Origin of the sequence: Nocardia sp. NPDC058480, from assembly GCF_042720495.1 — a bacterium.
In the GTDB taxonomy this organism is placed as follows: Bacteria; Actinomycetota; Actinomycetes; order Mycobacteriales; family Mycobacteriaceae; genus Nocardia.
Genome location: NZ_JBHXMN010000025.1, coordinates 14,802 through 33,567, shown reverse-complemented (window position 1 = coordinate 33,567; position 18,766 = coordinate 14,802). Strand labels below are relative to the sequence as shown.

General features: G+C 67.8%; 22 protein-coding genes. 8 read left to right on the top strand and 14 right to left on the bottom strand.

Going from position 1 to position 18,766, the window contains the following annotated elements; translation table 11 throughout:
* The first annotated feature begins 50 nt into the window (after positions 1 to 50).
* Both ACFWO8_RS32170 and ACFWO8_RS32165 read left to right on the top strand, forming a co-directional pair.
* Complete coding sequence (locus ACFWO8_RS32170) at positions 51 to 479, top strand: transcriptional regulator (protein ID WP_378973658.1); 429 nt, start codon at positions 51 to 53, stop codon at positions 477 to 479.
* 38 nt (positions 480 to 517) lie between these two features.
* Complete coding sequence (locus tag ACFWO8_RS32165) at positions 518 to 868, top strand: DUF3817 domain-containing protein (RefSeq protein ID WP_378973832.1); 351 nt, start codon at positions 518 to 520, stop codon at positions 866 to 868.
* A 151-nt stretch (positions 869 to 1,019) separates the two neighbouring features.
* On the opposite strand, the gene rdgB is transcribed toward ACFWO8_RS32165, so the two are convergent.
* From rdgB to clpS, 10 genes are all read right to left on the bottom strand, one after another.
* Positions 1,020 to 1,625 carry an RdgB/HAM1 family non-canonical purine NTP pyrophosphatase gene (gene rdgB / locus ACFWO8_RS32160; RefSeq protein WP_378973653.1) on the bottom strand — a complete coding sequence of 202 codons (606 nt, stop codon included), beginning with the start codon at positions 1,623 to 1,625 and terminating at the stop codon, positions 1,020 to 1,022.
* Positions 1,626 to 1,627: 2 nt separating this feature from the next.
* Positions 1,628 to 2,392 (bottom strand): ribonuclease PH, encoded by a 765-nt coding sequence (gene rph, locus ACFWO8_RS32155; protein WP_378638916.1) that lies wholly within the window; start codon positions 2,390 to 2,392, stop codon positions 1,628 to 1,630.
* 67 nt (positions 2,393 to 2,459) lie between these two features.
* Positions 2,460 to 3,224, bottom strand: a complete 765-nt coding sequence (locus ACFWO8_RS32150) for a cyclic nucleotide-degrading phosphodiesterase (RefSeq protein WP_378973827.1) — start codon at positions 3,222 to 3,224, stop codon at positions 2,460 to 2,462.
* A gap of 69 nt (positions 3,225 to 3,293) precedes the next feature.
* Positions 3,294 to 4,001 carry a rhomboid family intramembrane serine protease gene (locus tag ACFWO8_RS32145; RefSeq protein ID WP_378973641.1) on the bottom strand — a complete coding sequence of 236 codons (708 nt, stop codon included), beginning with the start codon at positions 3,999 to 4,001 and terminating at the stop codon, positions 3,294 to 3,296.
* A gap of 77 nt (positions 4,002 to 4,078) precedes the next feature.
* Positions 4,079 to 5,041: a PLP-dependent cysteine synthase family protein gene (locus ACFWO8_RS32140; RefSeq protein WP_378973633.1), complete on the bottom strand. Its 963-nt coding sequence runs from the start codon at positions 5,039 to 5,041 to the stop codon at positions 4,079 to 4,081.
* A gap of 4 nt (positions 5,042 to 5,045) precedes the next feature.
* Positions 5,046 to 5,321 (bottom strand): MoaD/ThiS family protein, encoded by a 276-nt coding sequence (locus tag ACFWO8_RS32135; protein ID WP_378973626.1) that lies wholly within the window; start codon positions 5,319 to 5,321, stop codon positions 5,046 to 5,048.
* Between the two features lie 39 nt (positions 5,322 to 5,360).
* Positions 5,361 to 5,774 carry a Mov34/MPN/PAD-1 family protein gene (locus ACFWO8_RS32130; protein WP_378973823.1) on the bottom strand — a complete coding sequence of 138 codons (414 nt, stop codon included), beginning with the start codon at positions 5,772 to 5,774 and terminating at the stop codon, positions 5,361 to 5,363.
* Between the two features lie 205 nt (positions 5,775 to 5,979).
* Positions 5,980 to 7,038, bottom strand: a complete 1,059-nt coding sequence (locus ACFWO8_RS32125) for a P1 family peptidase (protein WP_378973621.1) — start codon at positions 7,036 to 7,038, stop codon at positions 5,980 to 5,982.
* A 68-nt stretch (positions 7,039 to 7,106) separates the two neighbouring features.
* The gene (locus ACFWO8_RS32120) at positions 7,107 to 7,676 is read right to left on the bottom strand and encodes a DUF2017 domain-containing protein (protein WP_378973617.1); all 570 of its coding nucleotides are present in this window, start codon (positions 7,674 to 7,676) and stop codon (positions 7,107 to 7,109) included.
* A 22-nt stretch (positions 7,677 to 7,698) separates the two neighbouring features.
* The gene (clpS, locus tag ACFWO8_RS32115) at positions 7,699 to 8,046 is read right to left on the bottom strand and encodes an ATP-dependent Clp protease adapter ClpS (RefSeq protein WP_378921633.1); all 348 of its coding nucleotides are present in this window, start codon (positions 8,044 to 8,046) and stop codon (positions 7,699 to 7,701) included.
* A 61-nt stretch (positions 8,047 to 8,107) separates the two neighbouring features.
* On the opposite strand from clpS, the gene ACFWO8_RS32110 reads away from it, so the two are divergent.
* From ACFWO8_RS32110 to ACFWO8_RS32085, 6 genes are all read left to right on the top strand, one after another.
* Positions 8,108 to 9,421: a nicotinate phosphoribosyltransferase gene (locus ACFWO8_RS32110; RefSeq protein WP_378973612.1), complete on the top strand. Its 1,314-nt coding sequence runs from the start codon at positions 8,108 to 8,110 to the stop codon at positions 9,419 to 9,421.
* Between the two features lie 119 nt (positions 9,422 to 9,540).
* Positions 9,541 to 10,095, top strand: a complete 555-nt coding sequence (locus ACFWO8_RS32105) for an isochorismatase family protein (RefSeq protein ID WP_378973603.1) — start codon at positions 9,541 to 9,543, stop codon at positions 10,093 to 10,095.
* Positions 10,096 to 10,106: 11 nt separating this feature from the next.
* Entirely contained in the window at positions 10,107 to 10,643 is a 537-nt protein-coding gene (locus ACFWO8_RS32100) for a hypothetical protein (RefSeq protein WP_378973600.1), read from the top strand.
* 55 nt (positions 10,644 to 10,698) lie between these two features.
* Complete coding sequence (locus tag ACFWO8_RS32095; protein WP_378973596.1) at positions 10,699 to 12,744, top strand: ATP-dependent DNA helicase; 2,046 nt, start codon at positions 10,699 to 10,701, stop codon at positions 12,742 to 12,744.
* A gap of 95 nt (positions 12,745 to 12,839) precedes the next feature.
* Positions 12,840 to 13,544: a hypothetical protein gene (locus tag ACFWO8_RS32090; RefSeq protein WP_378973591.1), complete on the top strand. Its 705-nt coding sequence runs from the start codon at positions 12,840 to 12,842 to the stop codon at positions 13,542 to 13,544.
* 244 nt (positions 13,545 to 13,788) lie between these two features.
* Positions 13,789 to 15,090 carry a glycosyltransferase 87 family protein gene (locus tag ACFWO8_RS32085; RefSeq protein WP_378973588.1) on the top strand — a complete coding sequence of 434 codons (1,302 nt, stop codon included), beginning with the start codon at positions 13,789 to 13,791 and terminating at the stop codon, positions 15,088 to 15,090.
* Position 15,091: 1 nt separating this feature from the next.
* Here ACFWO8_RS32085 and ACFWO8_RS32080 read toward each other — a convergent pair whose 3' ends face one another.
* The 4 genes from ACFWO8_RS32080 to ACFWO8_RS32065 form a co-directional block, all read right to left on the bottom strand.
* Positions 15,092 to 15,901 carry a hypothetical protein gene (locus ACFWO8_RS32080; RefSeq protein WP_378973582.1) on the bottom strand — a complete coding sequence of 270 codons (810 nt, stop codon included), beginning with the start codon at positions 15,899 to 15,901 and terminating at the stop codon, positions 15,092 to 15,094.
* Between the two features lie 207 nt (positions 15,902 to 16,108).
* The gene (locus ACFWO8_RS32075; protein ID WP_378973577.1) at positions 16,109 to 16,660 is read right to left on the bottom strand and encodes a DoxX family protein; all 552 of its coding nucleotides are present in this window, start codon (positions 16,658 to 16,660) and stop codon (positions 16,109 to 16,111) included.
* A gap of 184 nt (positions 16,661 to 16,844) precedes the next feature.
* On the bottom strand, positions 16,845 to 17,258 hold the full coding sequence (locus ACFWO8_RS32070; protein WP_378973573.1) for a hypothetical protein: 414 nt from the start codon (positions 17,256 to 17,258) through the stop codon (positions 16,845 to 16,847).
* Positions 17,259 to 17,322: 64 nt separating this feature from the next.
* Positions 17,323 to 18,684 (bottom strand): NCS2 family permease, encoded by a 1,362-nt coding sequence (locus ACFWO8_RS32065; RefSeq protein WP_378973570.1) that lies wholly within the window; start codon positions 18,682 to 18,684, stop codon positions 17,323 to 17,325.
* Between the last annotated feature and the right edge of the window lie 82 nt (positions 18,685 to 18,766).

Sequence of the window (18,766 nt, the reverse complement as noted above, 5' to 3'; positions counted from 1 at the left end):
GCTGCGACCTGCCCCTACGCAGCCTGTAGTAGGCGGGTACCGTGGAGCGCGTGTCCGTTCCACCTCCTCGCCCGGCGTACAACCGTCCGGCCCTGATCGCGCTGGTCTGTGTCGTCGCGCTCGGCTGTCTGGCGCTGGCCTGGTGGCAGTGGGAGCGGTTCGATTCGGTGTCGGGGACCGGCAAGAATCTCGGCTACGCACTGCAGTGGCCGCTGTTCGCCGCGTTCGCGGTGTTCGCCTATGTGCGGTTCGTGCGACTGGAACGCGAGGCCGACGAGCCCGCGCCGCCGAGTACGGGCAAAGCCGAGGCGCCACGCGAGATCCCCGCGGGCATCCTGCCCGAACGCCCGAAGGCCGCCCCGGCCGACGACCCGGAAACGGCCGCCTACAACCAGTACCTGGCGCAACTGCACGCCAGCGACATCGATGCGCAGGTCCGCACCGCCGGCTTGCGCTCCCCCGAGAGGAACGCCGGGTGACCGACAACAACACCACCGCACCGTCGCTGGACAAAGACATCGCCGCGCCCGCGGGCAGCGCCCCTGCGGGCAGCGCCCCCACCGCCAAGATCGCCTCGGCGCTGCAGCGCTACCGCGTGCTCGCCTGGGTCACCGGCCTGTGGCTGCTGCTGCTCACCATCGAGATGATCGCCAAGTACGGCTTCGGCGTCGACACCCCCAGCTGGATCGCGGTCGTGCACGGCTGGGTGTACTTCGCCTACCTGCTGGTCACCGCCGACCTCGCCGTGAAGGTTCGCTGGCCCATCGGCCGCACCGTCGGCACCCTCATCGCAGGCACCATCCCCCTGCTGTCGTTCTTCGTCGAGCACCGCAACGCCAAGGACGTCAAGCAGCAATACAGCGTCTGACCTAGCCGAAAAGCGCCGCCGCCCCGGTAATCCGGAGCGGCGGCGCTGTCGTTGTACGGTTATCTGCCTGGACGGGGGATCACCAGGCCTTCACGCAAGCAACGCCTGAGAGAGATTCTGCAGCAGAGCCTGTTGATCTTGGTTCGAGACGTCAGGCAAGGCCGGCCAGGGCCGGGATCAGTTGGGTGAGGGCGCGGCCACGGTGCGAGATCGCGTCCTTCTCGGCGGGGGTGAGTTCGGCGGCGCTGCCGGTGCCGCCCTCAGGGAGGAACAGCGGGTCGTAGCCGAAACCGCCGTCGCCGTTGGGTTCGCGGGCGATGGTGCCCGGCCATTCGCCGCGCACCACCGTGGTCGTGCCGTCGGGCAGTACCAGCGCGCAGGTGGAGACGAAGCGGGCGCCGCGACGGTCGTCGGGGACGTCGCCGAGCTGAGCGAGCAGCAGGGTGTTGTTCGCGGCATCGTCGCCGTGGCCGCCTGCCCACCGGGCCGACAGCACACCGGGCATCCCGTTCAGCGCATCCACTTCGATGCCGGAATCGTCTGCCACGCACGGCAATCCGGTCGCGACAGCACCGTCACGCGCTTTCGCGATCGCGTTCTCCTCGAAGGTGGCGCCGGTTTCGGGTGCCTCCTCGTAGGGCGGCACCTCGTTCAGGCTCACCAATTCGACGCCGGCCACACCGGCTTCATCGAGAATTCGGCGAAGCTCCTTCAGCTTCTTGGCATTTCGGCTGGCCACCAGCACGCGCGCGGCCACGACTACTTCTTCGCGGACGGCTCGGGCAGGGTGCCCGGGTACGGCAGCGCCAGCGCCGCCTTCTGGATCGCGAACAGCTGCTCGGCGCCGGCGAAGGCCGAGTCCAGCATCTTGTCCAGGGTCGACCGCGGGAAGGTCGCGCCCTCGCCGGTGCCCTGGATCTCGACCAGCGTTCCGGTGTCGGTGGCGACCACGTTCATGTCGACCTCGGCGCGCGAGTCTTCCTCGTAGGGCAGGTCCAGGCGAACGCGCCCATCGACCACACCCACGCTGACCGCGGCGATCATGCACGAAATCGGCTGCGGGTCAGCCAGTTTGCCCGCGGCGGCCAGATAGGTCACCGCATCCGAGAGCGCCACATACGCGCCGGTGATCGCGGCGGTGCGGGTGCCACCGTCGGCCTGCAGCACATCGCAGTCGAGCGCGATCGTGTTCTCGCCCAGCGCGGCCAGGTCGATGCAGGCCCGCAGCGACCGCCCGATCAGCCTGCTGATCTCCTGCGTCCGCCCACCGACCTTGCCCTTCACCGATTCCCGCCCACTGCGGGTGTGCGTGGCGGCGGGCAGCATCGCGTACTCCGCGGTGAGCCAGCCGAGGCCCGAATCCCGGCGCCACGGCGGCACCCCCTCGGTGACGCTCGCGGTACACATCACCCGCGTCTGCCCGAATTCCACCAGCACCGACCCCGCCGGGTGCGTGGTGAAACCCCGAGTGATCTTCACGTCGCGGAGTTCGTCATCCGCCCTACCATCAGCTCGTCTAGACACGCTGGACAGACTAACCCGCACTCCCCCACCCACACCGCACACCCCAAATCCGCCAGGCAATCCCCGCCTACAGGTCGAACGTCTCCCCCGGCGACACCGCGTGCACCGGCCCCGAAAACGCCGCCTTGGCCTCCGCGATCACATCCTCGCGCGAAGTCCACGGCGGAATGTGGGTCAGCAACAGCTCCTTGGCCCCGGCGCGGGTGGCGATCTCGCCCGCCTCGGTGCCCGAAAGATGAATCCCCGCAGGACGATTGGCCGGATCGTGGGTCCACGACGCCTCAGCCATGAGCACGTCGGCACCCTGCGATAACTCGACAACGGCATCGCACATCGCGGTGTCGCCGGTGTAGACGAAGACCCGACCGTCGGCCGCGGTGATCCGCAGCCCGTAGGACTCCGGCGGGTGGAACATCCGCCGAGCTTCCACCGTGTGACCGGGCCCGAACGGGATCGGCGTGTTCTCGACCCACGCCTGCGAGTCGATCACATCGGACCAATCGTCGGTCTCGCCCCCGATCTCCGCGGACGCGTTTCCGATCCGCAGCGGCGCGTCGGACGGCCCGCGCACCAGCGCCTTGCCGGTCGGCGGATTCGGGTGATAGCGACGCCACACCAGCAGCGCGGGCAGATCCAAGCAGTGATCCGCGTGCAGGTGGGTGAGGAAGATGTCGACATCGGCCGGGTTCATGTGCTTCTGCAACGCGCCGAAAATGCCGGGACCGAAGTCGATGACGGTCGGCCGCATATCAGGAGCCGTCAGCAAGTAGCCCGACGCTGGAGAGTCCGGGCCGGACACGCTGCCCGAGCACCCGAGAACGGTGAGGCGCATGCCCCCATGCTGCCACGACGTGCTGGTACTCACTGCAGGATCCCCCCAATTTCCATACCGGACCCCCGGTTACCGCGTTGGTATTGCGCGGCCGACCGAGGCTCCACGGCGGCGTCGACGTTCATCTGACGAGAGTACCCAGCCCGCGAGGACTCCACCCACCGCCCCGAAAAGATGCCCCTGCCAAGAAATTCGAGGGTCGCTCGGCAGCACCCCCCACAGCATCGAGCCGTAGAACACGAGGATCACCAGCCCCACCACGATCTGCCCCACATTGCGCGCGAACCACCCACGGCAGATCAGATAAGTCAGCCAGCCGAACACGATCGACGACGCTCCGACGTGCACACTCCCCGCCGACCCGGTGAGCCAGGTGCCGATGCCCGCGATCACCCAGATGATCGCCGTCGCCGCGATCCCACGCCCGATCCCGGAGAGCAACACGAGGAACCCGAGCACCAGCAACGGCAGCGTGTTGGCGAACAGATGTTCCCACCCACCGTGCAGCAGCGGCGCCCACAGAATGCCGTCCAGCCCCGCTACCGCACGCGGCTCGATGCCTGCCGCGTCCAGTTCGCCGGGCGCCCCGGGTGGCCGATCGTGGGAGAGCACCATGTCGACGCCCTCGATCACATACAGAGCCCCCACAAAGCCCAGAATCGCCACCACCGCCCGGACCCACGACCCACCACGCGAGGCACCGGTCCCGGGACTCGCGCTACCGCGCAACCCCGAGATCCGGTCGGGATCGAACGAGGCTCCCACCCCACCGCTCATCGACATCGCCTCCACTCCGGCAAGGGACCGTCGAACAGCCCATTGACCTGAGCGTACCGAAGCCGGGTGACATCGGGTCAGGCCCAGAGTTGCCCGTCCAGCTTCTCCTCGGCTTCGTCCAGCGTGCCGTCGTATGCCCCGGTAGACAAATACTTCCAGCCACCATCGGCGACCACGAACGCGATATCGGCCCGCTTCCCGGCCTTGTGCGCCTTCTTGGCGATACCGAGCGCGGCGTGCAGGATCGCCCCGGTGGAGATCCCGGCGAAGATTCCCTCCTCGCCGACCAGTTCGCGTGTCCGCTTCACCGCGTCGTAGGGCCCCACCGAGAATCGGGTGGTGAGCACTTTCTCGTCGTAGAGCTCGGGAATGAACCCCTCGTCGATATTGCGCAGGCCATAGACCAGCTCGCCGTACCGGGGTTCAGCGGCCACGATCTCGATTCCCGGCACCTGTTCGCGCAGGTAGCGCCCGGTGCCCATCAGGGTCCCGGTAGTCCCGAGCCCCGCGACGAAATGCGTGATCTCCGGCAGATCGGCCAGCAATTCCGGCCCGGTCCCCTCATAGTGCGCGAGTGCGTTGGCCGGATTGCCGTACTGGTACAGCATCACCCAATCCGGGTTCTCCGCCGCGATCTGCTTGGCCTTGGCCACCGCCTGATTCGACCCACCCGCCGCGGGCGAGTCGATGATCTCGGCGCCGAACATCGTCAGCAACTGACGCCGCTCCACCGAGGTGTTCTCCGGCATCACGCACACAATCCGGTAACCCTTGAGCTTGGCCGCCATGGCGAGCGAAATCCCGGTATTGCCGCTGGTCGGCTCCAGAATCGTGCACCCGGGTGTGAGCCGACCATCGGCCTCGGCCTGTTCGATCATCCGCAGCGCGGGACGGTCCTTGATCGACCCCGTGGGATTGCGGTCCTCGAGCTTGGCCCACAGCCGCACATGATCGTCGCCGTCCCATTGCGGTGACAATTTCTGCAATCCGACCAGCGGCGTATTACCGAGCGTCGCGATCAGCGATTCGTAGCGGGCCACGGTCTCAGGCGCCGCCGGCCACGGCGGGCAGGATGGTCACCGACGCGCCCGCGGGCACCTCGGCTGCCAGTCCACCGGAGAAGCGCACGTCCTCGTCGTCGACGTAGATGTTGACGTAGCGGTTGAGCTTGCCGTCGGACAGCAGCTTCTCGGCCAGCCCGGGGTGATTCGCGTCGAGGTCGGCGATGAGCGCGGACAGGGTCGAGCCCTCGCCCTGCACTCGCTTCTCACCTCCGGTGATACCACGCATGATGGTCGGAATGGACACGGTTACCGGCATGAGGGACTCCTCGGGGGTGGTGGCTTTTCTCGGACGGGTTCAGTAGGAATCGACGATGCGCACCGGTTCTTCGGTGACCTCGCCGTCGACGATGCGGTAGCTGCGCAGTTCGTGGGTCTGCGGGTCGCGCGTGGAGACCAGCACGTAGTGCGCGTCCGGTTCGGCGGCGTAGGAGATGTCGGTGCGGCTCGGGTAGGCCTCGGTGGCGGTGTGCGAGTGGTAGATGACGACCGGCACTTCGTCGGCGTCGTCCATCGCGCGCCACACGCGCAGTTGTTCACCGGAATCGAACCGGTAGAAAGTGGGCGAACGTTCGGCGTTGACCATCGCGACGAACCGTTCGGGCCGGTCACTGCCCTCGGGCCCGGCGATGATGCCGCAGGCCTCGTCCGGGTGGTCGGCGCGGGCGTGCGCCACCATCGCGTCAACGAGATCGGCCCTGATCACCAGCACTTCATCGACCCTTTCCACAACCTGCATGCGTGCTGTCGAGCACCTTCCTCGACAACCACTCACCCTATTCGGGTATTCCACGGGACACACACTCCGGTCCACCGCCGGTGCGGCAAGTCGCCGCGGGGCTGGTCAACAGGGGGCCGCACGGCGGCCGGGTCGACCGAGGGCGGGCGATGCCGACCGAATCGGGCGGAGCCGCCGATCAGTGCGGAAACAGGTCGTAGTAGGCGGGAATTCCGGCGATCGAAGTCGCGGTGAGCACGGCGTCGACGACCGCGCGTTCGACCACCACCGCCGCTGCCGTACACAGCTGGTCTAGCAGCAGCAGGTCCGAGGGGAACGCGGGCGGCAGCGCGAGCGGGGCGACGTCGATCGTGCCGGTGGACAGCGCGAACAGCGTGTCGCCGTCGAGCGGGGAGTGCACGGGCCGGATCGCCCGGGCGAGTCCGTCGTGCGCGGTGGCGGCCATCCTCCGACAGCCGGCCGGGTCGAGGGCGGCGTCGGTGGCGACGACCCCGATCGTCGTGTTGAGCACGATGGTCTTGGCCGGCAGCGCGGCAAGCGCGGCGATCTCGTCCGGCGTCCCCGTCCGCAGCCCGAAGAAGTCAGGTCCGTCGGTGCCGACTCCCCACGGCAACCCGGTGCGCGGATCGACGACCGATCCGACCGGATTGACCACGATCACCGCACCGACGGTGACACCAGCACCCGGACCGTCACCGAGAACCACACTCGCCGAACCGATTCCACCCTTGAGCGCACCCGCCCGCGCACCGACACCGGCCCCGGCGGTGCCCCGGGCGAACTCGGTCGACGCTGCCGCTGCCGCGCGATAACCGAAGTCCGCGCCGGGCCGGATGCCCCAGTCGCCGACCGGCAGATCGAAGATCACCGCGCCCGGCACGATCGGCACCACGCGGCTCGGATCGGTCGGGTCCATCGGAATGCCCTCGCCGTGTTCCTCGCACCAGCGCATCACACCGTCGGCGGCGGCCAGGCCGTACGCACTGCCGCCGGTGAGGAGCACCGCGTTGAGTCGGCGGACGGTGTTGGCCGGGTCGAGCAGGTCGGTTTCTCTGGTACCCGGTCCGCCGCCGCGCACGTCGACCGAGGCGGTCGCGCCACCAGGGACCCGCACGACGGTGCAGCCCGTCGCGGCACCGGCACCGGGCGTGGCGTCTGCGTCGAGCGCCTGGTGGTGGCCTACCAGCACACCGGCGACGTCGGTGATCGAGTTGCGTACCCCGGGGCCGCTGCGCATCGTGTCGTCCTTCGTTCGATCAGCGAATCCGGCCATCGCACGCGGGTCAGCTCACCCGCGAGAGCAGGTCAGGGAGCGAGCGCCTGAAGCAGGGAATCCTGCATCCAGGTCAGCCAGTGGTAGACGTCCAGATGCGGAGCGCGCGGATCTTCCGGATCGAAATGGTCGGGCGTGTCGTCGTCGATGTCGAGCAGGGTGCCCAGCGCGAGACGGACATCGGTGAGGGCGGCCAGCCACGCGTCGGCCTGCTCGGGCGTGAGCGCGATCTTGCCGCCCACTTCCGGGCAACTGTCGAGCACAGCCTGTCCAGCGGCCAGTTTCGCGTCGATGATCTCCGGCTCGTGCAGGCTGCGCAGCGCACTGTTGAGATCGGCGCGCTTGGCATCGGGGGAACCCGGTTCGGCGCGGTGGAAATCGGGCAGCAGGCGCAGCAGTTGCGGATCGTCGGGCGGGGTGGTGTTGCCGGTACGCAAGCCGGTGAGCGCGGCGAGTTCGTCTTCGGGGGCGTCGGCCGCGCGGTCACTGAGCAGTCCGGACACCGCGCCGATCAGGGAGCGAAGGACGGTGGCCTCGTGCTCGTCCATTTCGGATCGAAGCTTGAGGCCACTCAGTGAGTTCTTCCTGCTCCACTTACGCACAGGGCCCAGGTTAGTCCAGTGCTCAGTCGCGCTGCATGGTTGCCCAGAGGCCCGCCGCGTGCAATCGGCGCACGTCCTGCTCCATTTTGTCGCGCGAACCCGAGGACACCACCGCCTTGCCCTCGTTGTGCACCTGCATCATCAACTCGGTCGCCTTGGCTTTGCTGTAGCCGAAAAGCTTCTGGAAGATGTAGGTGACGTAGTGCATGAGATTCACCGGATCGTCCCAGACGACGGTGACCCAGGGCCGGTCCTCGGCCTCCAGGATCTCGGTGTATTCGGTGGTTTCCGGCGTCGCCTGCGGTGCCGACAGTGCGGCGTTCACAGCGTCGGTGACGGCGCCGGCCCGAACGGAATTGCACACGGCCATGAAAACCAGGGTACGACGAGGCCCCCAGGAAACAACACCCGCGGTGACTAGAGTTTCTGGTGTGCAGATCCGTGACGAGTTCGCCAGCACCGCGCTGCTGACCGACCAGTACGAGTTGACGATGCTGGCCGCGGCGCTGGCCGACGGCTCGGCCCGTAGACAGTGCACCTTCGAGGTGTTCGCCCGGCGGTTGCCGAACGGTCGCCGCTACGGCGTGGTCGCGGGCACTGCTCGCCTGCTCGACGCGCTGGCCCATTTCCGTTTCGGCCCCGACGAGCTGGCCGTGGTCGCGAAGTTCCTCGACCCAGCCACCGTCGAATGGTTGCGCGAATATCGCTTCGCCGGCGATATCGACGGCTACGCCGAAGGTGAGCTGTATTTCCCCGGCTCGCCGATCCTCACCGTGCGCGGCAGTTTCGCCGAATGCGTGCTCCTCGAGACCCTCGCGCTGTCGATCTTCAATCACGACAGCGCGATCGCCTCGTCGGCCGCGCGCATGGTGAGCGCGGCGGCCGGTCGGCGGATGATCGAAATGGGCTCGCGGCGTACACACGAACTCGCCGCACCGTCGAGCTCGCGCGCCGCCTATCTGGCCGGATTCGACGCCACCTCCAACCTCGAGTCCGTGCGCGGGTTCGGCGTGCCCGGTGCGGGCACCAGCGCCCACGCGTTCACCCTGCTGCACAGCGGCGCCGACGGCGAACACGAGGCAGCGGCGTTCCGCAGCCAGATCGACACGCTCGGCATCGGCACCACCCTGCTGGTCGACACCTTCGACATCACCAGGGGCGTCGCCACCGCCATCGAGGTGGCCGGTCCCGAACTGGGCGGTGTGCGCATCGACTCCGGCGCCCTCGGCGTGCTCGCAAGACAGGTCCGCGACCAGCTCGACGAGCTCGGCGCCACCGGCACCCGCATCGTGGTCTCCGGAGATCTGGACGAGTACGCCATCGCGGCGCTGCGTGCCGAACCGGTCGACGTGTACGGCGTCGGCACGTCGGTGGTCACCGGTTCGGGTGCCCCGACCGCGGGCATGGTCTACAAGCTGGTCGAGGTCGACGGCATCCCGGTCGCCAAACGGTCGAGTCACAAGCAGTCGCGCGGGGGTACCAAGAAGGCCGTGCGATTGGCCCGCGCCACCGGCACGATCGTCGAAGAGATCGTCTACCCCGAAGGCGGAGAAGCACCGGCTACCAACGGTTTTCAGGTGCGGGAGCTGCAGGTTCCGCTGGTTCGTGGCGGCAAGGTGGTCGACAATGTCGCGACGCTGGCGCAGAGTCGCGAACTGGTCGCGCGCGGCCTGGTCAGCCTGCCGTGGGAAGGTCTCAAACTCTCCGCCGGCGAGCCCGCCGTGCCGACGACGTTCCTCGGCTGAGGACCGCTGTTCGCCGAGCGGTGGCGCCCCTCGGCGATGTCCGCCATCCTCGGAGACCGGGTGGCCGCTCGGCGTTTCGCGGCGGAGAATGGTTCTGCTCGAACAAGGTGGAGGATGACATGGCACGCGGCCTGATAATCGTGGATGTACAGAACGACTTCTGCGAGGGCGGCTCCCTCGCGGTAGCAGGCGGCGCGGCAGTGGCCGCCGCGATCACCGACTTCGTCGCACGCGAGCACTACGCAGCCGTAGTGGCCACCCGCGACTGGCACATCGATCCCGGCCCCCACTTCTCCACCGACCCCGACTACGTCGACTCGTGGCCACCCCACTGCCGAGTGGGCACCCCCGGCGCCGATTTCCACCCGGCTCTCGACGTTTCGCCCATCCAGGAAACCTTCTCCAAGGGTGAATACACCGCCGCGTACTCCGGCTTCGAAGGCGCGTCGGCGGACGGCACCACCCTCACCGATTGGCTCCGAGCCCACAACATCGACGCCGTGGACGTAGTCGGCATCGCCACCGACCACTGTGTCCGAGCCACCGCTCTCGACGCCGCCGAAGCCGGATTCGACACCACCGTCCTGCTCGACCTCACCGCGGGTGTCGCCCCGGACACCACCGAGACCGCCCTGACCACCCTCCGCGATGCGGGCGTACAACTGCGTCCCTGAATACTTCTCCCATGGATTATCGATTCCCGGCGCACACCCGACCAGCCCTGACGAAGGCACTCGCCGAGACCGACAGCATCCACGACGCCGCCGACACCGTCTTCTGGTCGAACCCCGCCACCGACGATCTCCAGCGCCTCGGCATCGGCGCGTTCGGCAAGCTCCCCCCGGCCTTCTCGAACCTGCTGGCACTGTCGAGCCTGCACACCAGCGTCCTCGAAGCGGGTTTCTCGAGCTACCTGAAATCCCGCCGCAGCGAACTCCCCTGGGCCACAAGAGGTCTCCGCGCAGCAGGCATGCCCCAACTGGCCGCCGCGGCCATCATCGCCGCCCGCGACGCCTCCATGAGCTCCCCCAACGACGACCTAGACCGCTTCTGGGAAGACGAACACCAAACCCTCGCCACCCCCGACCAGATCCGCCGCCCCACCGGCGACCGCGCCGAAGACCCCGACGAGATCTACGACATCAACGAACCGCAAGACTTCGAACAGCGAGTCCTCGACTACGTCCGCGACCACATCAACGACTTCGTCCGCGAGTCCTGACCGGGCTCGCCGCAGCTCGGGCGAACGTGTCCGAGGGTGCGGATAAGCTGCCAGCGTGCCCGAACTTCCTCCCGTCGCCGACCTGCTCGTCACCGCCGTGCATGCCCTCGGCGGGAAGGAACGCACCGGGCAGACCACCATGGCCACCGCCGTCGACCACGCGATCGACACCAAGGAGCACCTGGCGGTCCAGGCGGGCACCGGCACCGGTAAATCGCTGGCCTACCTCATCCCGAGCCTGCGCCACGCGGTACGCACCGGCCGCACCGTGGTGGTCTCCACCGCCACGATCGCGCTGCAACGCCAGCTCGTCGACCGCGATCTGCCGCGGCTGGCGGAGGCGCTCACCACACCACTCGGCCGGGCGCCCAAGTTCGCGATCCTCAAGGGCCGCAACAACTATCTCTGCCTGAACAAGATCAACAGCGTCATCCCGGAGGACACCGGCGGCGAGGCCGAACTGTTCGACGCCTTCGCCATCTCCCGCCTCGGCCGCGAAGTCCAGCGCCTCAACGAATGGGCCTCCGACACCGAAACCGGCGACCGCGACGAACTCGCCCCCGGCGTCACCGACCGCGCTTGGCGCCAGGTGAGCGTCGGCTCGCGCGAATGCCTCGGCAAGTCGCGCTGCCAGTTCGGCCAGGACTGCTTCGCCGAGAAGGCGCGCGCGGAATCGGCCCAGTCCGACGTGGTGGTGACCAACCACGCGCTGCTGGCCATCGACGCCATCAGCGGCATCCAGATCCTGCCCGAACACGACGTGGTGGTGATCGACGAAGCGCACGAACTGGTCGACCGCGTCACCGGCGTCGCCACCGCCGAATTGGCCGCGACCGCGATCAGCGCCGCCGCCCGCCGCTGCACCAAACTGATCGACGAACGCGAGGTCGACCGGCTCGAAGGCGCCGCGGAAGCTTTCCACCAGGCTCTCGAGGACCTGCCGCCAGGCCGCTGGGATCAACTGCCCGACGGCATCGCACCCGTGCTCGCCCTGGTCCGCGATGCTGCCTGGAACGCGCGCACCGCCATCGCTCCGACCGGCAGCGTCAAAACCCAGGACGACCCCGACAACGCCGCCGCCCGCACCATGGCCGTGGCCGCCATCGACGACGTGCACGAGGCCGCGGTCCGCGCGCTCACCGCGTTCGAGGAGGCCGATCCCGCCGCCCGCCGCGATGTCATCTGGTTGTCGGCCGACGAGATGCGCGGCGTCGCCCGCCGCACCTTGCGGATGGCGCCGCTCTCGGTCGGCGGACTGCTGCGCAGCAGGTTGTTCGGCACCGCGACGGTCGTGCTCACCTCGGCCACCCTGCAGATCGGCGGCTCGTTCGACGGGCTCGCGATCACCTGGGGCCTGCCGTCGCAGTCGGGCGGCAAGGTCGATCCGGCCATGGCCAACGGCGCCACCGCACCCGCCGACCTGGAATCGGTGCGCTGGAACGCCCTCGACGTCGGTTCCCCGTTCGACCACGCCAAGTCCGGCATCCTCTACGTGGCCAAACACCTGCCCGCGCCGGGCCGCGACGGGCTCTCACCCGCCTATCTCGACGAGATCGAACAGCTCATCACCGCCGCCGGTGGCCGCACGCTCGGCCTGTTCTCCTCGATGCGCGCCGCCAAGGCCGCCACCGAGGCGCTGCGTGAACGGCTCGACACCCCGGTGCTGTGCCAGGGCGACGATTCGATGGGCGCGCTGGTGCGCAAATTCGCCGACGACCCGGCCACTTCCCTGTTCGGCACCCTCACCCTCTGGCAGGGCGTCGACGTGCCCGGCCCGTCGCTGAGTCTCGTTATCCTGGACCGCATTCCGTTCCCGCGCCCCGACGACCCGCTGCTCACCGCGCGTCAGCGGGCGGTGGAGTCGCGCGGCGGCAACGGTTTCATGACCGTGGCCGCCAATCACGCCGCGCTGCTGCTGGCCCAGGGCACCGGCCGGTTGCTGCGCAGCGTCGACGACCGCGGCGTGGTCGCGATCCTCGATTCCCGGCTGGCCACCGCCCGTTACGGCAGCTACCTGCGCGCATCGCTGCCGCCGTACTGGGAGACCAGCGATCCCGAAGTGGTCGCCAAGGCACTGCGCCGGCTCACCGACACCGCCTGAGCGAAGCCGACATTCGCAAGTCGAGTCTTGCAATCGCGATGACCACACTCGTGAATCCGCGAGCGTGCGAACGCAACTCGTGAGAACGTGTGGTGATGATGCACCACGCCGATGGCGAGGTACTCGGCGAATTTCTGGTCAGTGCACGATCTTTGGCCGAGTACCGCGCGATGTTCCATCTCTCCGACGATGATCTTTCCGGTCGTCGTGTCCTCGATTGTCCCGGTGGCGCAGCGAGTTTCGCGGCCGAGGCGAGCGCGCTGGGCGCGGAAGTCACCGCGATCGATCCCATCTACGCCACTCCACCGACCGAACTGGCCGCTCGCGCGACCCCCGAAACCGAACGGGCGGTGGCCTGGGCGCACTCCCACGCCGATCGCTACCGCTGGGACTGGTACGGCTCCACCACCGAGCACGCCACGATCCGCCGCGGCGCCGCCGTCCGCTTCGCCGACGACGTGCGCGCCGCACCTCACCGCTACCTGGCCGGCTCCTTACCCTCGCTCCCCTGCCCCGACGACGCGTTCGATCTGGCCCTGAGCTCGCACCTGCTGTTCAGCTACGCCGACCGGCTCGACGCCGACTTCCACCTGGCCGCCCTGCTCGAATTGGCCCGCGTCGCCACCACCGAAACCCGCGTCTACCCGCTGCTCGACTACACCGGCGCCCCACTCGACGACCTCATCGACCACCTGCGCGCCGAACTCCACGACAAAGGCATCACCACCGCCCTGCAGAAGACCGGCTATGAGTTCCATCACGGCGCCGACACCATGTTGACGTTGCGTCCGGCCGCCTGATGGGCGCGAACTCAGCGCGCTCCGAGGTTGTTCGCGCTTGGCCGGTGCGACCGAAACGGCGGGCCTGACCGTGCGGGCCCGGCCCGCCGAGAACGGTTCGCCGCCAGCCGTACCCGCTTTCATGTCGTTTTCCTACCGAAGTCGGTCCGCCGCCGAGCGCCGTCGACCCCGCGCGGTAAGTTCTTAGTCGTGCATACGATGCGGGCCGGCCGGTAGTACGGCCGTGGCGGAGAGATCTCGAGGCGTGGCACTTCCACGCACGACCCTGACGCTACTTCTGCTACTCGGCACCGCCGTCTCAGGCGTAACGCTGCTGTTCACCACCATGGATCCGTGGATGGACAGTGGCGGCATTCTCGTCGGCGGTCTCGACGTGCACATCTACCGCGACGGCGGCTGGCGCGTGGTGCACGAACGAGCGCTCTACATCGATCCGACGCACTACGGCTTGCTCTACACCTACACACCGTTCTCGGCCCTGGTGTTCCTGCCGCTGCTGCTGATTCCGTGGGCGCACGTCACCACGACGTGGTTGGTGCTCAACCTGCTGGTGCTGTTCGGGGTTGTGCTGCAAAGCTTCCGGATGCTCGGCTACCGCGTCACCCCCAAACTGGCCGCCGTCAGCGCGCTGCTCACCCTGGCCTGCACGTTCGCCGAACCGGTGCGCACCACGCTCTACTACGGGCAGATCAATCTGGTGCTGATGCTGGTGGTGCTGTGGGACTTCTCCCGCGCCGAGAACAGCACCTTGCGCGGTGTCGGCGTCGGCATCGCCGCGGGCATCAAACTGACCCCGCTGTACTTCATCGCCCAGTACCTCGCCCAACGGCAGTGGCGCGCGGCCGCGACCGGTGCCCTCACCTTCATCGCGTCGATCGGCCTGACCGCGCTGGTACTGCCGAGCGATTCCTATCAGTACTGGACCTCGACGTTCTTCCATTCCGGCCGCATCGCCCCCGACGTCCACCCCGCCAACCAGTCTCTGCGCGGCGCCATCGCCCACCTCACCCACGGCCCCGCGCCGGTGTGGTTGTGGCTGTTGATCGCCGTGCCGATCGCACTGGTCGCGCTGTGGCTGGCCGCGGTCCTGGCCCGCCGCGGCGAACCCCTGCTCTCGGTCACCCTCGGTGGCCTCACCGCCTGCGCCATCTCCCCGTATTCCTGGGGCCACCACTGGGTCTGGTTCGTCCCACTGCTCGTCTACCTGATCCACCGCGCCCAGACCCGCGCTCGCTGGTGGCTCGCCGCGGCCGGTCTTTACGTGGCCGTCGCCGCCTGGACCTACACCTACACCCCCACCTGGGTGAGCGTGGGAACCTTCCTGCTGCCCCCGTGGTGGCCGCTGCCCCAGGTCCTGATGAACATCTACGTGATCATCTACCTGATCACGCTGGCAGGCATCGCCCTGCACATCCGCACGCGCAAACTACCCCCGGCCCCCATCGAGCCGGCCATCGATCTCCCTGCCCCTGAACAACTTTCACCCGAAACCCGGACCGCCGCCGCCCCGCACCCCGACGACGACCGCCCGGCGATGATGAACTGAACTACCCGCAGGACCAATCGAAAACGCCCGACTCCAAGTCGAGTTGGGCATTGCCGCCGCCGAAGTTCATGCCGGAGATCTCTTCGATCTCCAGGTAGTACGGGGTCAGCCCCTCGGGCAGAGCCTGAACGGGGAAGGCGGTGCCGCCGAGGTGGGAGCGACCGAAGAGGGGTTCGGCCCACGTGGTCCAGCCGGAGTCTTCGGTGAGGGGGTCCTGGTACTTGGTGTTCGGCTCGTATTCGACCGGGGGGATGCCGACGTTGGGGTCGGCGGTGCGCTCGGCGAGCCAGACGCCGACGGTGGGGTGGACATCATCCCAGGCATTGCGGCCTTCATCGCTCGCGGCCGGAGATCCGGGCCGGCGAACGTCGGCGGGCGGAGCGACCGGGCCGCCGGCGAATTCCTTCTCGGTGAGCCAGATCAGCGCGAAAGCCCCACCGATCTCGTCGTGCATGATCTGCGATTTCGGATGCGGGCGGGTGGCGACCAGATCGCGCGCAAGGGGGTCCTCCGATGCCGCGTCCGCCTCGACCGCGTCGGTCCCGGCGAACTGCCCCTCCCCTTGGAAGAGCGCGATGGCGGGAAACCCGGGACCGCGGCGCTGGAAATCGGTGGGCAGGCGCAAGGTGAGCGCGTGCATCATCGGCAGGCCGGTGACAGGCCCGCGCGGCCAGGTAGCCGGATCGATGGCAGGCCCTTCACTGCCGATCCACCCGGAACGCACCGGCGCGCCCAGCACCAACAGCTCACCGTCCGGCGTCTCGGCCAATTTGTCCGCCGAGTCTCCGAAACCCAGGTCGTAAGCCTTCATCGCAGCTCTCCTCTTCCATCCGCGGACAATGCGTGGCGCCGCTGAGAACAAGCGCCGCCACGAGGTTAATCGCTGCTACCGACTCCCCGCGCGTGCTCGGTGGAACCACGGGCATACGACCGATGACGAATCGGCTCGGCGTCGAACGAAAGAGGCGGCGCGGCAACCGAATCCCGGTCACCGCGCCGCCTCCCGACAACGATCGGATCAGAGCACAGCCTTGAAGATCAACGTCACCACCGCGGCCACGACGGCGAGCGCGACGGCCCCGCCGCCCCACACCACGCCCTGTCGCTGCCACGGCCGCCCGGCGTCGAGCGAAAATCGACCCGGCCCGGTGAATGCCAACGCGGTCGCGGCCAGCGCGAACAGCAGCGGCGTCGAGAAGCCCATCACCGTCGGATCGGCGGGGAACAGCCCACCGCTCCACAGCGCGTTGATGGCATTGATCATCGTCCCGAGCACGATGGCGGCGGCCAACGGCGTGAACAGCCCGAACACCAGCAACAGCCCACCGACCAACTCGGCGAGCCCGGCCAGTGTGCCGAAGAGTTCGCCGGGGTTGTAGCCCATGGCGGTGAAACCGTCGGCATTGGCGCCCCAGCCGGGTCCGTGCAACCAGCCGAACAGTTTCTGGGCTCCATAGGCGGCCATCAGTCCGCCGAAGCCGACGCGCAACACCAGCAGGCCGATACCTGCGGCGTTGGCCTCGTCGGTGGTGGTGGCGGTAGGAGTGATGCGGGTAGCGGTGTCGGTCATCGTTTCCTCATCTGCGATTCGAAACTTGCCCGCAACCGGACCGTGGTCCGATTGCCTTCCTCGATCACAACCCTGGGTCCGCTGCCACTATTTCACGCCATTCCTGGCAATTCTGTGATCCCAGTCACAAAAAATCGAAAAGGGCCGCCCCAGCGGGACGGCCCTGATCAAAAAACTCCTCAGATCACCACGCCATGGTGGCGTAGCTGACCAGGGTCTGCTCGGACTCCTGCGACAGCTTCCAGGTGCCGTCGATGTCCTTCCAGGTCACCGGGATCGGGAAGGCGTAGTCGCCGAGGCGGCTGTTCAGGGTGGCCGAGAGGGTGTCGCCGTCGACAGTGACCGGGCCGGAGACATCCCAGCTGTAGCCGGGGATGCGGTTCACGGTGTCGCGCACGACCGAGAGGCCGCCGGCATTGCCCGACTCGAGCTCGGCTGCCGAGCCGTTCATGGCCGCCTGCAGCTTGCCGTACAGCTGACCAGCCGAGGGCGTGGCCGGCGCGGCGATCGCGGCGGGGGCGGTGGCGACAACAGCAGCGGTGACCGGCGCGAAGATGGTGGCAAACGCCATCGACGCGGCAACGAGCGAGCGCTTCATAAGTGGATCTCCTTCAAGCTTGGCTAGGCTAGCCTAAGTATAGACACAGCTATGGCTCGAAGGCCTACTCGACCAAGAAGATGAAGTACGCGAGGAACAGCACCATCAGCGCCCACATAGCCGGGTGCACGTCCTTGATGCGTCCCTTGGCCACCATCACGATCGGGTAGAAGATCATGCCCATCGCCAGCCCGTTGGCGATGGAATACGTCAGCGGCATCATGATGACGGTGATGAACGCGGGCACCGAGTACTCGAGATTCTGCCAGTCGATATCACCGAGCGAACGCGCCATCAGGATGCCGACCACGATCAGCGCGGCCGAGGTGATCTCGGCCGATGCCGCGACCACCGAGAAGATCGGATAGCAGAACATCGCGATCAGGAACCAGCCCGCCGTGGTCACCGCGGTGAGTCCCGTTCGGCCACCCGCCGACACACCCGCCGTCGATTCGACATAGGCGGTGGTGGTGGAGGTACCGATGATCGCGCCCGCGGTGGTACCGACCGAGTCCGCCGCCAGCGCGCTCGCCGCGCGGGGCAGGGTGCCGTCCTTGTTCAGCAGACCGGCCTGGTTGGCGACGCCGATCAGAGTGCCCGAGGCATCGAAGAAGTCGACGAACAGCATGGTGAGGACGACCACGATCATCTGCCCGGTGAAGGCATCCGGCAGGTGGATGATCGCCTGGCCGAAGGTCTGATCCAGGCCCTTCGGCATCTCGGCGATGCCGTCCGGCACACCGACCAGACCGGTCACCATGCCCAGGATCGTGGTCGCGACGATGCCGTAGAGCACCGCACCGTGCCAGCCGATCACCAGGAAGATCACGGTCACGATCAGGCCGAACATGGCAAGCAGGGTGGTGCCCTTGGTGAAATCGCCGAGCGCCACCAGCGTCGCGTCACTGTTGACGACGATGCCCGCGTTCTTCAAACCGAGGAACGCCACGAACAAACCGATACCCGCGCCGACCGCGAATTTCATCTGCAACGGAATCGCGTTGAGGATCCGTTCCCGGACCTTTGTGACCGCCAAGATGAAGAAGATGATGCCCGACAGCAAGGTGCCCGACAGCGCCACCTGCCACGGGATGCCCATGCTGAGCACCACCGTGTAAGCGAAGAACGCGTTGAGACCCATGCCCGGCGCGAGCGCGATCGGGTACTTCGCCCAGATGCCCATGACGAGCGTGCCGAAGACCGCGGCGACGGCAGTGGCCGTGAAGACCGCCTGCATCGGGATGCCCTTGTCGCCGAGGGCACCCTCGTCACCGAGGATCGACGGGTTCACCGCCAGCACATACGACATCGCCAGGAACGTGACCGTGCCCGCCATCGCCTCGCGCTTGAAGGTGGACCCGCTCGACGAGACACCGAAGTATCCGTCGATGCGCCCTCGGACGCGGGTTACGACATCGGTGGCCATGACTCTCCTCTATGTTCGACCCCGGAACGGTAGCGGAAAGTTCACTGAATCGAACAACCCGGCACTGGTGTCACCGTGTACG

Coding starts and splice junctions, on each gene's coding strand:
- ACFWO8_RS32150 (WP_378973827.1), bottom strand. CDS start 3,224: ATGCGCCTCACCGTTCTCGGGTGCTCGGGCAGCGTGTCCGGCCCGGAC.
- ACFWO8_RS32075 (WP_378973577.1), bottom strand. CDS start 16,660: ATGACCGACACCGCTACCCGCATCACTCCTACCGCCACCACCACCGAC.
- ACFWO8_RS32125 (WP_378973621.1), bottom strand. CDS start 7,038: ATGCGCAGCGGCCCCGGGGTACGCAACTCGATCACCGACGTCGCCGGT.
- ACFWO8_RS32080 (WP_378973582.1), bottom strand. CDS start 15,901: ATGAAGGCTTACGACCTGGGTTTCGGAGACTCGGCGGACAAATTGGCC.
- ACFWO8_RS32070 (WP_378973573.1), bottom strand. CDS start 17,258: ATGAAGCGCTCGCTCGTTGCCGCGTCGATGGCGTTTGCCACCATCTTC.
- ACFWO8_RS32090 (WP_378973591.1), top strand. CDS start 12,840: ATGATGCACCACGCCGATGGCGAGGTACTCGGCGAATTTCTGGTCAGT.
- ACFWO8_RS32100 (WP_378973600.1), top strand. CDS start 10,107: ATGGATTATCGATTCCCGGCGCACACCCGACCAGCCCTGACGAAGGCA.
- ACFWO8_RS32145 (WP_378973641.1), bottom strand. CDS start 4,001: ATGAGCGGTGGGGTGGGAGCCTCGTTCGATCCCGACCGGATCTCGGGG.
- clpS (WP_378921633.1), bottom strand. CDS start 8,046: ATGGCCGTGTGCAATTCCGTTCGGGCCGGCGCCGTCACCGACGCTGTG.
- ACFWO8_RS32135 (WP_378973626.1), bottom strand. CDS start 5,321: ATGCCGGTAACCGTGTCCATTCCGACCATCATGCGTGGTATCACCGGA.
- ACFWO8_RS32105 (WP_378973603.1), top strand. CDS start 9,541: ATGGCACGCGGCCTGATAATCGTGGATGTACAGAACGACTTCTGCGAG.
- ACFWO8_RS32065 (WP_378973570.1), bottom strand. CDS start 18,684: ATGGCCACCGATGTCGTAACCCGCGTCCGAGGGCGCATCGACGGATAC.